Below are 13,469 nucleotides of genomic sequence, written 5' to 3'. Positions count from 1 at the left end.
CCGCTACGGCGGTGGGAGGATGCAGCAGAGGGTGGCCAGGGCCGCCGTGTACGCGCTGTCCGGCGGGGTGGCGTAGCCGATGACCAGGCCGTCCGGGGCCGGGCCGGAGGCCTGGGGGTGGCGGTGGGCCGAGAGGCTGTCCACCGCCAGGCCCTGGCGCGCGGCGGCCTGTACGACCGCCCGTTCCGTACCCGCCGGCAGCCGCAGCACCGCGTGCAGCCCGGCGGCCACCCCGCTCACCGTGATGTGCGGGGCCTGCTCGGCCAGCACCGAGGTCAGCTGGTCACGCCGCCGCCGGTACCGCTGCCGCATCTTCCGCAGGTGGCGGTCGTACCCGCCCGACGTGATGAACTCGGCCAGTGTCAGCTGGTCCGGCACGCTCACCCACGCCTCCCGCTGCCCCTTCACCTCCAGCACCCCGTCCAGCACCCCGTCCGGCAGCACCATCCAGCCCAGCCGCAGCGCCGGTGAGAGGGACTTGCTGACCGAGCCGATGTAGACCACCCGCTCCGGGTCCAGGCCCTGGAGCGCGCCCACCGGCTGACGGTCGTACCGGAACTCGCCGTCGTAGTCGTCCTCCAGCACCAGCCCGCCCCGCGCCCGCGCCCAGTCCGTGGCAGTGCGCCGCCGGTCGTGGTGCAGCGGCACACCCGTCGGGAACTGGTGGGCCGGCGTCAGCAGCACCTCCCGCGCCCCCGGCAGCCCCGCCAGGGCGCCGGTGTCCGCGCCGCGCCCGTCGACCGGCAGCGGCAGCAGCCGGACCCGTGCCCGCTCCAGCAGCCCCCGGTGGTACGGCAGCCCGTACTCCTCCACCGCCAGCGGACCGCGCAGCACGCCCCCCTCGTACAGCAGCCGCAGCCCGTGCGCGAAGCCGGCGCACACCACGATCCGTTCGGGGTCCGTCCGCACCCCCCGGGCCCGCGCGAGGTACTCGGCGAGGGCCGTCCGCAGTTCCACCCGGCCCCGCGGGTCACCCGGGCCGAAGGCCTCGTCGGGGGCGGCGGCCAGCGCCCGGCGGGCGGCCGCCAGCCAGCCCGTACGGGGGAAGGAGCCCGCGTCGGGCTGCCCCTGGAGGAGGTTGTACGAGGGCTCCGCCGGGGCCGGCACCGGCTTCGGCCGGCGGACGGCCGCCCGCGGCGCGACCCGCTCCGCGACCCGCGTGCCCGAGCCCTGGCGCGCGGTCAGCCAGCCTTCCGCGACCAGCTCGGCGTACGCGTCGGCGACGGTGTTCCGGGCCACCCCGAGGTCGGCGGCCAGCGACCGGTACGGCGGCAGCCGCGTGCCGGGCGGCAGCCGGCCCTCTCGTACGGCCGCGCGCAGCGCATCGGCCAGCGCGGCCCGGCGGCGGCCGGCGGGTGCCAGCTCCAGGTGCAGGTCGCTGCCGGTCCGCTCCGCCGAATTGACCCAGGATTCCGCCATGGAAGTGCACCCTACAACGGGTCGATGCGGCCCATAGATTGATCACATGACGACGACGAACGAGCTCACCCAGACCCCCGGCCGCATCAACATCGCCGAGGTCGCCCCGAAGGTCTACCGCGCGCAGATCGGCCTCGACGCGGCGGCCCGCCAGGGCCTGGAGCCCTCCCTCGTGGAGCTGATCCAGATCCGCGCCTCGCAGCTCAACAACTGCGCGTACTGCCTGCACATGCACACCTCGGACGCCCGGAAGGCGGGCGAGAGCGAGGAGCGGCTGCACATGGTCGCCGTCTGGCGCGACGCGGCGCACTTCTTCTCGGCGGAGGAACGCGCGGCGCTCGCGCTGACCGAGGCGGTCACCCTGATCGCCGAGCGGGGCGTCCCGGACGCGGTCTACCGCGACGCGGCGGACGTGCTCGGCGAGGAGAAGACGGCCCAGGTGGTGGCCGCGATCTGCGCGATCAACACCTGGAACCGCTTCTCGATCGCCACCGGCAAGATCGCCGGCACGGACGAGCGGAAGAAGTAGGAGGCAGGAGCGGCGCTACGCGAAGACCACCGTGCGGCTGCCGTTCAGCAGCACCCGGTGCTCGCTGTGCCACTTCACGGCGCGCGCCAGCGCCTGGCACTCCACGTCGCGCCCGATCGCCACGAGCTGGTCGGGCGTGACCTCGTGGCCGACGCGCTCGACCTCCTGCTCGATGATCGGGCCCTCGTCGAGGTCGGCCGTCACGTAGTGCGCGGTGGCGCCGATCAGCTTCACGCCGCGCGCGTGCGCCTGGTGGTAGGGCTTGGCGCCCTTGAAGCTCGGCAGGAAGGAGTGGTGGATGTTGATGATCCGGCCGCTGAGTTCCTTGCAGAGGTCGTCGGAGAGGACCTGCATGTAGCGGGCGAGCACGACGAGCTCGACGTTCTCCGAGCGGACCAGCTCCAGCAGCCGGGCCTCCGCCTCGGCCTTGTTGTCCCTGGTCACCGGGATGTGGTGGAAGGGGATGCCGTACGAGGCGACCAGCTCGGCGAAGTCGGTGTGGTTGGAGACCACGGCCGCGATCTCGACCGGGAGCGCGCCGATCCTGGACCGGAACAGCAGGTCGTTCAGGCAGTGGCCGAACTTGGAGACCATGAGGACGATCCGCATGCGCTCGTCGGCGCGGTGGATCTGCCACTCCATCCGGAAGGAGTCGCCGATGGCGGCGAAGCTCGCGCGGAGCTTCTCCAGCGTCACCGGGGACTCGGCGGAGAAGTGCACCCGCATGAAGAACAGGCCGGTCTCGTGGTCGCCGAACTGCTGGCTGTCCTCGATGTTGCAGCCGGTCATGAAGAGGTAACTCGACACCGCGTGCACGATGCCCTGCTTGTCAGGGCAGGACACGGTCAGGACGTACTGCTCGGGCCTCGCCGCCGCGGAGGCGCTCTTCGGGTCGCTCATGACGCCCAAGACTCCCATACGCGCAGGCCGGGAACCTACCGCGGCCCTATACGCCCAGGGCCGCGGGGAGCGCTATGCGGCCCTCGTCATGATCCGCAGCACTTCCAGCGAGCGCGGGGCGGTGTCCGGGTCCTCGCCGTCGGCCGTCGCCAGGCGTACGTGGGCCTCGCGGGCCGCACGGACGGCCTCGGGCCAGCCGTGGTGCTCCAGGTAGGCGGAGACGGGGGCGTCGGGGCCGACCTGGTGCAGGATCCGCAGCACGCGCAGGACGGCGACGTCGACGAGCGCGGCCTCCTGGCTGTCCCGGAAGATCGTGCCGACGTACTTCTCGGCGGACCAGTTGTCGAGCCAGGTGTCCTCCACCAGCCGGTACACGGCGTCGGTCACGTCTCCGTAGCCCTCCTGGCCCCCCAGCCAGCACTCCTCCTGGAAGGCGGGGTCGGAAAGCATGTGGAGCGCCGAGCGCACGTTGCAGCGCCAGCGCCACCAGGGCATGTCGTTGAGGGGCATGCCGCCCATGGTGGATGAGCGACCGCCGCAACGGGAAGAGTTCTTCGAACCTTGGACGAATGTCACGGTTGTCGATCGTACGTTCCCGCTTGGGCCGATCTTGACGCCCCCGGAGTTCACCCGGACGTCACCGAACGTTGAGTGGACATCACTCCGTCGTTACCCATGAGGCGGAATCGTGCATGGACATGACCGGTCGGCGACGCACCACTGCATTCCGTTCCACCACATCAGCGGCGATCACCGCACTGTGTACGGCGGTCTGCGCGTCCCTCATCACGGCATGCGGGGCGCTCCCCGGGAACGCGGGGGGATCCGGGGAGCCCCTCACCGTGATGACGTGGGCGCCCGACGGCACCAAGGCCACCAACATGCCCGGCATGCCCGCCATGGCCAAGGCGTACGAACGCTGGGTCAACGCCAACGGCGGCATCAACGGCCGCGACCTCAAGGTCCTCACCTGCAACGAGCACAACACCGCCCAGGGCGCCGCCGCGTGCGCCCGCAGGGCGGTCCAGGCCGGCGCCGTCGCGGTCGTCGGCTCCTACAGCCAGCACGGCCTCGCCTTCATGGCACCGCTGGAGACGGCCGGCATCCCGTTCATCGGCGGCTACGGGGTCTCCGCCGAGGAGTTCCAGAGCGTGCTCTCGTACCCCGTCAACGGCGGCCAGCCGGTGCTGCTCGCGGGCGCCGGCCGCCAGCTCGCCCGCACCTGCGACAAGGTCGCGCTGGTCCGCCCCGACACCCTGCCCGGCGACACCATGCCCATCCTCCTCAACGCCGGCCTGAAGTCGGGCGACCAGCACGCGGCGGCCGACGTGCGGGCCGCCGAGGACGCCACCGACTACAGCGCCAAGGCCCGCGAGGCCCTGGACAAGGCCGGGGCGGGCGCCTCGCTGCCGGGCCGCATCGGCACCTCTGCCGCGAAGGACAAGGCCGCCAAGGGCTGCGTCACGGCCGTGCTCGGCGAGCGCACCGAGACCTTCTTCGACTCGTTCCGCCGCGTGGAGAGCGACGACCAGCGGGTGCGGATCTCCTCGGTGCTGGGCAGCGTCAGCCAGTCCCTGGTGGACCGCACCGGCGGCAAGGAGGGCCCGTTCGAGGGCGCGTACGTCACCGGCTGGTACCCGGTCGCGACGGACCCGCTCTGGGCCCCCATGCGCAGGGTGATCGCCCGGCACGCCTTCGGCGACGACCGGATCGACCCGGCCGACACCGGGGTGCAGACCACCTGGATCGCGTACACCGTCCTCACCGAGATCATCAAGGGCCTCGGGGACTCCGAGATCACCGGACGCAAGGTCGCCAAGGCCCTCAACCGCAGCGGGGGCGTCAAGACCGGCGGGCTGACGCCCGACCTGAGCTGGCGCTTCAAGGACCTGCGCGCGGTCGGGGGCTTCCCCCGGCTCGTCAACGGCCGGGTGACCTTCCAGGAGGTCCGCGAGGGCCGGCTGGTCGGCCAGGGCGAGGGCTCCATGGACATGACCCACACGCTGGAGGCGTCGCGCGCCACCGGCTGACCACCGGCGTGGAAGGGGGGCGGGGCCGGGACGTGTGTCCCGGCCCCGCCCCCTTTCCGCCGCGTGCGGGCCGCCGGCGCCGTGCGCGGCGCCCGCCCTCAGAGCTGGGTCTTGTCCCGCTTGGTGAGCTCGTACTTGACCGCGATGGTGTTCCAGAGCCCGGCGGCCTGCTCCTTGTACTTGCTGGCGTTGCCGCTGGCCCGGTTGCCCGCGCTGGTGTGGCTGGTGCTCCTGGCCTTGCCGTTCTTGCAGTACTTCTTGCTGCCGTCGACCTGCTCGGCCCATTCCGCGTAGTGCTTGTCGGCCGAGGCCGAGTACTTCCAGGCCTTGGTCAGCGCCGACGCGAGCCGCTCGTGGTCCGGGAGCTGGTCGATCTTCAGCTCCTCCAGACGCGTGATCAGCTCCTCGCGCTCGCGAGCCGCGTCCCGCAGGTCGTCGGCGGCCTGCTCCAGGTTGTCGCAGCCCTTGATGTCGTCGACCGCGCCGATGACGGTGTCCCGGCTGCCGCCGCTGTCGGCGAGCAGCTTGTCCAGCTGCACGGCCTGGGCGCGCGCCGGATCGACCGGCTTCTCGCCGGCGTCCTTGGTGGCGCCCGGCCTGGTCGCGTCGGAGGAGACGGTCGCCGGGTTGTTGTTGCCCTTGGTCCCGTCGCCGGCCATCAGCGCGCCCACGCCCAGGCCCACCACCGCGAGGCCGAGCACACCGGCCGCTATCAGCCCGACCGGCGCGCGGCGCGGCTCGGGCTCCTCCTCGTACCGGTACGGGGCCGGCGGGGGCCCCTGGCGGTGCGGGGGCTGCTGGTGCGGGGGCTGCTGGCCGGGGTGCGGGCGCGGCGGGGCGACCGGCTCCTCGATGCGCGGCATCTGCTGGGTGGAGCCGGGGGCGTCGGCCGGGTAGCCGTAGCCGCCGGGGGCGCCCGCGGGGGCGCCGCCCTGGGTGCGGAAGAGGCCGTCGAACTCGGAGGGGGGCCCGGCGGGGCCGCCGGGGACGGGCGGGATGTACTGCGTGGCCGCCTCGTCCAGTCCCGTGGGGGTGGCCGGGACCGGCGGGATGTACTGGGTGGCCGCCGCGTCCGGGTCGGTCGGGACCGGCGGGATGTACTGGGTGGCCGCCGCGTCCGGGTCGGTCGGGACCGGCGGGATGTACTGGGTCGCCGCCGCGTCCGCGCCGCCGGGGACGGGCGGTATGTACTGGGTCGCCGCGCCCGGGTCGTAGGGCGGGATCAGGGCCGTGGCCTCGGCGTCCGCGTCCGCGGCCGCGTGCCGGGGCGCCGGGGCGCCGAAGGGGTCGCCGGGGGCGGTGTACTGCCGGTCGTAGCCGGACTGGGCGGCCTGCTGGTCGTAGCCCGGCTGCACCACGTGGTGGTCGTAGCCCGGCTGCGCGGCCTGCGGCTGCGCGTCGTAGCCCGGCTGCCCGTGCGGGTCCTGGGGCGCGGCGTACTGCCCGTACGCGTCCTGCCCGGGGTGGCCGGCGCCGTACGACGGCTGCTGCCCGTACGTCTCGGGCTGCTCCGGGTACGGCTGCGGGTACCCTCCCCCAGCTACCGCTGGGCGGTGCCCCCAGGCCGGCTGGTGCGGCTGCTGCGGAACGCCGCCCACCGGCTGGGCGGCGGGCAGCGGCGGCACGCCGGGGCCCTGCGCCGGACCCCACTGGTCGTCCCACGGGCTGCCGCCCACGGGCGCGGTCTCGGCCGCCCAGGGCTCCTGGGGAGGTCCTGCGGGGACGCCGGGGATGATCGGGGCGGAGCCGTCGGCGGGCAGCACGATGCCCTCGTGGGCGGGGCGCGCCGAGGGGTACTGCGGCTCGCCCCCCTGTCCGCTCTGCGTCACCGGGACTCCTTCTGCTGCCTACGGAATCGTCGGTTTACGCTACCGGGTCGCCCTCCCGCGCTGCCACGCGCCCATGATCGACAGCAAGCGGACACGCGGGGGAACGCACCGTGAACTGAGGAGGCGTCATGCCGCCTGGAGTTCCAGACGGGCCGTGAACTCCCGTACGGCCGCCTCCTCCCGGTACGGCTCCAGACGCTGCCGGAAGTCGTCGAGGTACTCGGCGCCGCGGTTGCTGCGCAGGGTGCCCAGCAGTTCCACGGCCTGCGTGCCGGTGTGGCAGGCCTGCTCCACCTCACGCGCCTGCACCTGCGAGGCGGCCAGCAGCAGCAGCCCGATGGCGCGTCTGCGGGCCTTGTTCTCGGGCAGGGCCCGCAGTGCCTCCTCCGCCCGCCGGCCGGCGGCCTCGGCCTGCCCGAGGTCGCGGTGGCAGTGGGCCAGCTCGTCGGCGAGGTAGGCCTGGTCGAAGTGCCTGATCCACACCGGGTCGTCCCCGGATTCGGGCTCGGCCCGCTCCAGCGCCGACACCGCCCGCCCGGCCAGCAGCTGGGTGGCCCGGACGTCCCCCATCAGCGCGTGCCCGCGCGCCTCGGCGGCGAAGAACATCGCCTGCACCCGCGGCGTGACCTGGCTGCGGGCGCCCTCCTGCGCGGCCCGCGCCAGCTGGGCGATCTCCCTGGGGTTGCCCAGCTCGGCGGCCAGGTGGCTCATGGACGCGGCGAGCACGTAACCGCCGTACGCGCGGTCGCCCGCGGCCTGCGCCAGCCGGAGCGCCTGGATGTAGTACCGCTGGGCCAGGCCGGGCTGTCCGGTGTCGACGGCCATGTACCCGGCGAGCTCGGTGAGGCGGGCCACGGCCGCGAAGAGGGAGCGGCCCACCGGCTCGCGGTAGGAGCCGCCGAGCAGCCCGGAGACCACGCTGTTGAGGTAGTGCACGACGACCGGGCGGACGTGCCCGCTGCCGAACCGGTGGTCCAGCTCGGTCAGGGCCTCGGTGGTGGCGCGTACGGCCTCGACGTCCGAGGCGCCGACGCGGGCGCCCGCGGTACGCGCCACCTGGGCGTCGGCGCCGGTGATCAGCCAGTCGCGGCTGGGCTCGACCAGGGCGGAGGCGGCGACGGTGGAACCGGAGAGGAAGTCGCGGCGGCCCACGTCGCTGCGCCACAGCTCGCAGACCTGCTCGATCGCGCCGACGACGGTAGGGGAGAACTGCAGGCCGACGCCGGAGGCGAGGTTCTTGCCGTTGGCCATGCCGATCTCGTCGATGGTGACGGTCCGGCCGAGCTTGCGGCCGAGGGCTTCGGCGATGATGCCCGGGGCGCGGCCGCGGGGCTGCTGGCCGCGCAGCCAGCGGGCGACGGAAGTCTTGTCGTACCGGAGATCCAGTCCGTGTTCCGCACCGGTCATGTTGACCCGGCGGGCCAGTCCGGCGTTGGAGCACCCGGCTTCCTGGATGAGCGCCTGGAGCCGTTCGTTCGGCTGGCGGGCGACGAGAGGCCTGGCTGCCATGAAGAAACCCCCTGTGGCCGCGAGTGGTCGTGCGTACGATCACTGCCCGGCGGATCGGCGGAGAATGCGGAACTTGCCCGGAACGTGGTGCTCTTGCGCTCACTCGCCTGGGATTGTCGCGCTTTCACGTCACTCGCTACCCCGGACCCGCTCCCTCGTCCCCTGCGCGCCCCCGCCCGTGCACCGGTGCGCCCCGCGTGCAGGATCGATGCTCCGCCCCCTGGCTGGTTTACGCCCGTAACCCCAGGTGACGGCTGTAGTTGTGAAGGGCGTGGAAGAGACCATGGGAGTCACGGAGACCGCACCCATCCCCAAGCAGCGTGGCGAGCAGCTGCTGGACCATGCCGTGCGGTACGCGGAAGAGCGGCACTGGGACGTGTTCCCCGGCACCTGGCTGGAGGCCGAGGAGGGCCGGGAGCTGTGCTCCTGCGGGAACTCGGAGTGCGTGGCCCCCGGGGCACACCCGGTGATGCAGGGGTGGGCGGCGTCCGCCACGGGCAGTGCGGTGCAGGTGCGCCGGATGTGGCAGAAGCAGCCCAAGGCGGCGATCCTGCTGCCCACCGGCCGGACCTTCGACGCGATCGACGTGCCGGAGACCGCCGGGTTCCTGGCGCTGGCCCGGATGGAGCGGATGGAGCTGACGCTGGGTCCCGTCGCGCTCACGCCGGACCGCCGGATGCTGTTCTTCGTGCTGCCGGGGGCCTCGGCCAAGGTGCCCGAGCTGGTGCGGAAGCTCGGCTGGTCGCCGTCCACGATCGACCTCCTCGCGCGGGGCGAGGGCGACTACGTGGCGGCGCCGCCCACCCGGTTCGGCGGGCGGGGCGCGGTGCAGTGGGCGCGACGGCCCACTCCCGCGAACCGCTGGCTGCCGGACGCGGAGGAACTGATCAACCCCCTTGCCTACGCGTGCGGTCGCGAGGCGGCGGCGGCCCGGGCGCGGCTGGGCTGAGCCCGGGCGGGAGCCCCGCCGCGGGTGCGGCCCCGGCGCCGGTTCCGAGATCTTCAGGGCCGGTGTGCTGGCCTCGTAAGGTGATTCCGACCAACGGGGAACAGTACGAAAGGCAGGGCGCAAGTGCCTGACCAGACGTTCACGGACGGGGCGGGGGCGCGATCCGCGCCGCCCGCGGCCGTGCGGATAACGGGGCTGTGGAAGCGGTTCGGCGAGCAGGTGGCCGTCTCGGGGATCGATCTGGAGCTCCCGGCAGGGAAGTTCATCGGCCTCGTGGGGCCGAACGGTGCGGGGAAGACCACCACCCTGTCGATGGTGACCGGACTCCTCCGGCCCGACCAGGGCACGGTGGAGGTGGCCGGGTACGACGTGTGGGCCGACCCGGTCCAGGTGAAGTCCCGGATCGGGGTCCTGCCGGAGGGGCTGCGGCTGTTCGAGCGGCTCTCCGGACGCGAACTGCTGGGCTACATGGGCCGGATGCGGGGGCTGCCGGGCGACGAGGTCGACAAGCGGGCCACCCAGCTGCTGGACGTGCTGGACCTGGCCGGCTCCCAGCACAAGCTGGTGGTGGACTACTCGACCGGCATGCGGAAGAAGATCGGGCTGGCCGCGGCGCTGCTGCACAACCCCGAAGTGCTCTTCCTGGACGAGCCGTTCGAGGGCGTCGACCCGGTGTCGGCACAGACCATCCGCGGGGTGCTGGAACGTTACACCGCGTCCGGGGCCACCGTGGTGTTCTCCAGCCACGTGATGGAGCTGGTGGAGTCGCTGTGCGACTGGGTCGCCGTGATGGCCGCCGGCCGGATCCGCGCCTCGGGCACGCTGGCGGAGGTGCGGGGCGAGGCGTCCTCGCTGCAGAACGCCTTCCTGGAGCTGGTGGGGGCCGGCGGACGCGACGCGGGCGAGTCCCTGGACTGGCTCGGCGGCGGGGCGGGCCGGTGAGCGCCGCGGATCCCGCGACTGCGGCTCACACAACTGCGGGTCCGGCCGGTTCCGTCGGGGCGCTGGCCCCGGTCTTCGTACGGCTGAAGCTGTCGCTGCTGCGCAACGGGCTGCGGCAGAGCTCCAAGCGGAGGGCCGCGTACGTCGTCTCGCTGGCGTTCACGCTGTTCTTCGCCGCCCTGACGGTGCTGCTCCTGGTGCTGCTGCGCGGGTTCCCCGACGCTGCCGGGACAGTGGTCGTGCTGCTGGGCGCCGTGCTGGCGCTGGCCTGGGCGGTCATGCCGCTGTTCTTCTCGGCCGGCGACGAGACGCTGGACCCCTCGCGCCTGGTGATGCTGCCGCTGCGGCCGCGGCCGCTGGTCGGGGCGCTGCTGGTGTCCTCGCTGGTCGGGATCGGCCCGTTCTTCACCCTCTGCCTCGCCGTGGGTTCGGTGATCGCGCTGGCGCGGGGTGCGGCGGGGGTCGTGGCCGGTGTGCTGGCGGTGCCGGTGGTGCTGCTGGGGTGCGTGGCGCTGTCGCGCGCCGTGGCCACGGCGAACGTCCGGCTGCTGACCAGCCGCAAGGGGCGTGACCTGGCGCTGCTGAGCGGTCTGCTGATCGCGGTGGGCGCGCAGGTGGTGAACTTCGGCAGCCAGCGGCTGTTCCAGCAGGGCGGCCTCGACACCCTGGAGCCCGCGGCGGCCGTGCTGCGCTGGGTGCCGCCCGGTTCGGCGCTGGGCGCGGTCGAGTCCGCGAGCGAAGGCGCGTACGGGGCGGCGGCCGTGCAGCTGCTGCTGGCCCTCGCGGCGCTGGGTGCGCTGGTGTGGGCCTGGCAGCGCTCGCTGACGAAGCTGATGGTCACGCCCGACGGATCCACGGTCGCGGCGGCGGAGCCGACCCGCGCCAAGGAGTCCGGCGGCGGGGCCTGGGGTCTGCTGCCCGGCGGCCGCACGGGCGCCGTCATGCAGCGCACCCTGCGGTACGTGATGCGCGACCCGAAGACCAAGGCGGCCTGGGTGACGGCGCTGGCGATCGGCCTGATCGTGCCGGTGTTCAACGCCCTCCAGGGCACCGGATCGATCTACTTCGCCTGCTTCGGCGCCTGGATGCTGGGCGTGCAGATGTACAACCAGTTCGGCCAGGACACCTCGGCCTTCTGGATGGTCGCGCAGACCATCGCGACGCCCCGTCAGGCGTACGAGGAACTGCGCGCCCGCGCGCTCGCGCTGTTGCTGGTGACCCTGCCGTTCACCACCCTGGTGGCCGTGGTCACGGCCGCGCTGCTGGGTGACTGGCAGTCGCTGCCCGAAGCACTCGGGCTGGCCTTCGCGCTGCTGGGCGCGATGCTGGCCACGGGTGCCGTGTCCTCGTCCCGGTTCCCGTACTCGATCCCGCAGGACGGCGCCTTCAAGAACGCGGCGCCGGGCCAGGGCGGCCTCGCCTGGATGAGCGTGTTCCTCGGGATGCTGGTGTCGGCGCTGCTGTGCGCCCCGCTGATCGTGGCGACCGTCGTCCTGCACGTCACCGGCCAGCACGGGCTGCTGTGGCTGCTGCTGCCCGCCGGCGCGCTGTACGGCGGCCTCCTCGTCTGGGCCGGCATCCGCACGGCGGCCCCGTGGACGGCCGAGCGCCTTCCGGAGATCCTCGCGGCGGTCAGCAAGGGCTGACGCCGGTGCGCTCGTCGTTGCCGTTACCCGCCCCGTCGCCGGAGCCGCGCCGCTGCGCGTGGCTCCGGCGACGGGTCTTTCAGTCCTCCTGGGGCTGCTCCGCGGGCTCGGCGGCCCGCACGGCGTCCGGGGGATCGAGGGCTTCGAACGTGGCGGTGGCGTCGCTGGAGGTGAGAGAACCGCCGGATGCGTAGACGCAGCTGCCGATCATGCCTGGCGGACACGTCGTGGCGGCAGCGGCGAGCCGGTGCCGGGGCCGGGGCAGCGAGGGCAATGCCGTCCAGGCATTGGTGGCGGGGTTGTACGAGTCCACGTTGCCCACGATCTCCGGGGTACCGCCTCCCACGACGTAGACACACGTTCCGCTCTGGCCGGGCGGGCAGGCCGTGGCCGTCACACCCGAACTGGCCCGGGCCGTGGGAATCGATGCCACCGGGCTCCAGGCGTTCGTGGCCGGGTTGTACGACTCCACTGCACCGGTGATGGCATTGGTGAACCCGACCATCCCGCCCACCGCGTAGATGCACGTGCCCGTCTGCCCTGGCGGACAGGCCGCGGCCGCGGCGCCGAGAGAATGCCTGGGCACGTTCATCGGACGAATCGTGCTCCAGGAGTTGTTGGCGGGGTTGTACGACTCCGCACTGGCCAATCCGCCGGGGCCGTAGCCGCCGATCGCGTACACGCAGGTGCCGGTCTGGCCGACCGGGCACGGGGCCGTCGCCACCCCGGGGCTGCCTCGGTTCGTCGTCAGCGGAGCGACCGTGCTCCAGGCGTTGGTCACCGGGTTGTAGGACTCCACGACCCGCAGGTACTGGTAGTCCGGGCCGATGCGGACAGCTCCGCCGACCGCATAGATGCAGGTACCCGTCTGACCCGATGGACAGGGAGCTGCGGCCGCAGCCACGCCCGAGCGGCGGGAGGGCAGCGGCGGAAGCGTGGACCACGCGTTGGTGAGGCGGTTGTACGACTCCACGATGCCGACGTCCGAGGTGCCGTCGTAGCCACCCACGGTGTAGACGCAGGTGCCCGTCTGGCCCGGCGGGCAGGGCGCGGCAGCCGACGCCGGAGAATTCCGCGCCGTCGGCATGTTCGGCAGCGTCGTCCAGATCGTCCCGTTGCTGGCGGCAGCCGGCAGCATGCCGGCCAGGACTGCGGCGGCGGCCAGGGCGGCGGCTACCGCGAGCCGCTTCCGCCACTTCTTCCGGGCCGGGGCAGGGGGTGGTGTGCGCATGGGTGGCACGGGGGCTCCTCCTTGGTCGGGGTCGGACACCCGGGGATGTCCCACGCCGCACCGCAGAACCGCCCGCCTACCCGCCGGTCTCCTCCCGTCGGCCCCGACGCACCGCGGCAGACGGAGCAGCCGTCCGCCCCGGCGGCGCCGTCGGCACGAGCGCGGCCCCGCCGACCACCACGGCCGCGCCCCACGGACCGCACGAGCCGTCCCCGCAGGCCACCACAGCCCGCAGGCCCCGTGAGCCACGCCCGCAAGCTGCGCGAGCCACGCTCGCAGACCCCCGTGAGCCACGCCCGCAAGCCACCACGATCACACACCACAGCCGCGCACCACAGCCGCCCCGCAAACCCCATGGCGGCCTCACCTCCACCCCACTCCCGTTCCCCGCCCCTTGGCTGCCCTGGTGGGTCGTGTGGTGTGTGGGGAAGGTGCTTGACGCGTCGTGGCAGGCTGGTCCGGAGGCAGGCCCGGGCCTGGGGTGG

General features: G+C 73.4%; 11 protein-coding genes. 5 read left to right on the top strand and 6 right to left on the bottom strand.

Annotation, left to right across the window (positions count from 1 at the left end):
* Nucleotides 1-3: 3 nt before the first annotated feature.
* Complete coding sequence (locus tag ACIF6F_RS33245) at nt 4-1,419, bottom strand: PLP-dependent aminotransferase family protein (RefSeq protein WP_399955769.1); 1,416 nt, start codon at nt 1,417-1,419, stop codon at nt 4-6.
* Nucleotides 1,420-1,465: 46 nt separating this feature from the next.
* On the opposite strand from ACIF6F_RS33245, the gene ACIF6F_RS33240 reads away from it, so the two are divergent.
* Nucleotides 1,466-1,948: a carboxymuconolactone decarboxylase family protein gene (locus tag ACIF6F_RS33240; RefSeq protein WP_399955766.1), complete on the top strand. Its 483-nt coding sequence runs from the start codon at nt 1,466-1,468 to the stop codon at nt 1,946-1,948.
* 15 nt (nt 1,949-1,963) lie between these two features.
* On the opposite strand, the gene purU is transcribed toward ACIF6F_RS33240, so the two are convergent.
* Both purU and ACIF6F_RS33230 read right to left on the bottom strand, forming a co-directional pair.
* On the bottom strand, nt 1,964-2,848 hold the full coding sequence (gene purU / locus ACIF6F_RS33235; protein ID WP_399955762.1) for a formyltetrahydrofolate deformylase: 885 nt from the start codon (nt 2,846-2,848) through the stop codon (nt 1,964-1,966).
* A gap of 72 nt (nt 2,849-2,920) precedes the next feature.
* On the bottom strand, nt 2,921-3,367 hold the full coding sequence (locus tag ACIF6F_RS33230) for a hypothetical protein (protein WP_399955759.1): 447 nt from the start codon (nt 3,365-3,367) through the stop codon (nt 2,921-2,923).
* A 179-nt stretch (nt 3,368-3,546) separates the two neighbouring features.
* On the opposite strand from ACIF6F_RS33230, the gene ACIF6F_RS33225 reads away from it, so the two are divergent.
* Nucleotides 3,547-4,878 carry an ABC transporter substrate-binding protein gene (locus ACIF6F_RS33225; RefSeq protein ID WP_399955756.1) on the top strand — a complete coding sequence of 444 codons (1,332 nt, stop codon included), beginning with the start codon at nt 3,547-3,549 and terminating at the stop codon, nt 4,876-4,878.
* Between the two features lie 98 nt (nt 4,879-4,976).
* On the opposite strand, the gene ACIF6F_RS33220 is transcribed toward ACIF6F_RS33225, so the two are convergent.
* Entirely contained in the window at nt 4,977-6,707 is a 1,731-nt protein-coding gene (locus ACIF6F_RS33220) for a hypothetical protein (protein WP_399955753.1), read from the bottom strand.
* 126 nt (nt 6,708-6,833) lie between these two features.
* On the bottom strand, nt 6,834-8,216 hold the full coding sequence (locus ACIF6F_RS33215) for a transcriptional regulator (RefSeq protein WP_399955750.1): 1,383 nt from the start codon (nt 8,214-8,216) through the stop codon (nt 6,834-6,836).
* Nucleotides 8,217-8,499: 283 nt separating this feature from the next.
* On the opposite strand from ACIF6F_RS33215, the gene ACIF6F_RS33210 reads away from it, so the two are divergent.
* The 3 genes from ACIF6F_RS33210 to ACIF6F_RS33200 all read left to right on the top strand — a co-directional run bounded on the left by ACIF6F_RS33210 (nt 8,500) and on the right by ACIF6F_RS33200 (nt 11,753).
* Nucleotides 8,500-9,165, top strand: a complete 666-nt coding sequence (locus tag ACIF6F_RS33210) for a bifunctional DNA primase/polymerase (protein ID WP_399955746.1) — start codon at nt 8,500-8,502, stop codon at nt 9,163-9,165.
* Between the two features lie 123 nt (nt 9,166-9,288).
* On the top strand, nt 9,289-10,107 hold the full coding sequence (locus ACIF6F_RS33205) for an ABC transporter ATP-binding protein (RefSeq protein ID WP_399955743.1): 819 nt from the start codon (nt 9,289-9,291) through the stop codon (nt 10,105-10,107).
* Nucleotides 10,104-11,753: a transporter gene (locus tag ACIF6F_RS33200; protein ID WP_399955740.1), complete on the top strand. Its 1,650-nt coding sequence runs from the start codon at nt 10,104-10,106 to the stop codon at nt 11,751-11,753. The genes ACIF6F_RS33205 and ACIF6F_RS33200 overlap by 4 nt, the downstream gene beginning before the upstream one ends.
* 79 nt (nt 11,754-11,832) lie before the next feature.
* Here the strand turns inward: ACIF6F_RS33200 and ACIF6F_RS33195 are convergent, their stop codons facing one another.
* A complete protein-coding gene (locus ACIF6F_RS33195; RefSeq protein ID WP_399955738.1) occupies nt 11,833-12,984 on the bottom strand; it encodes a Kelch repeat-containing protein in 1,152 nt (383 codons plus the stop codon).
* Between the last annotated feature and the right edge of the window lie 485 nt (nt 12,985-13,469).

Source organism: Streptomyces sp. NPDC086023, assembly GCF_044540325.1.
Lineage (GTDB): Bacteria > Actinomycetota > Actinomycetes > Streptomycetales > Streptomycetaceae > Streptomyces.
This window is presented reverse-complemented; position numbering and strand designations above follow the sequence as displayed.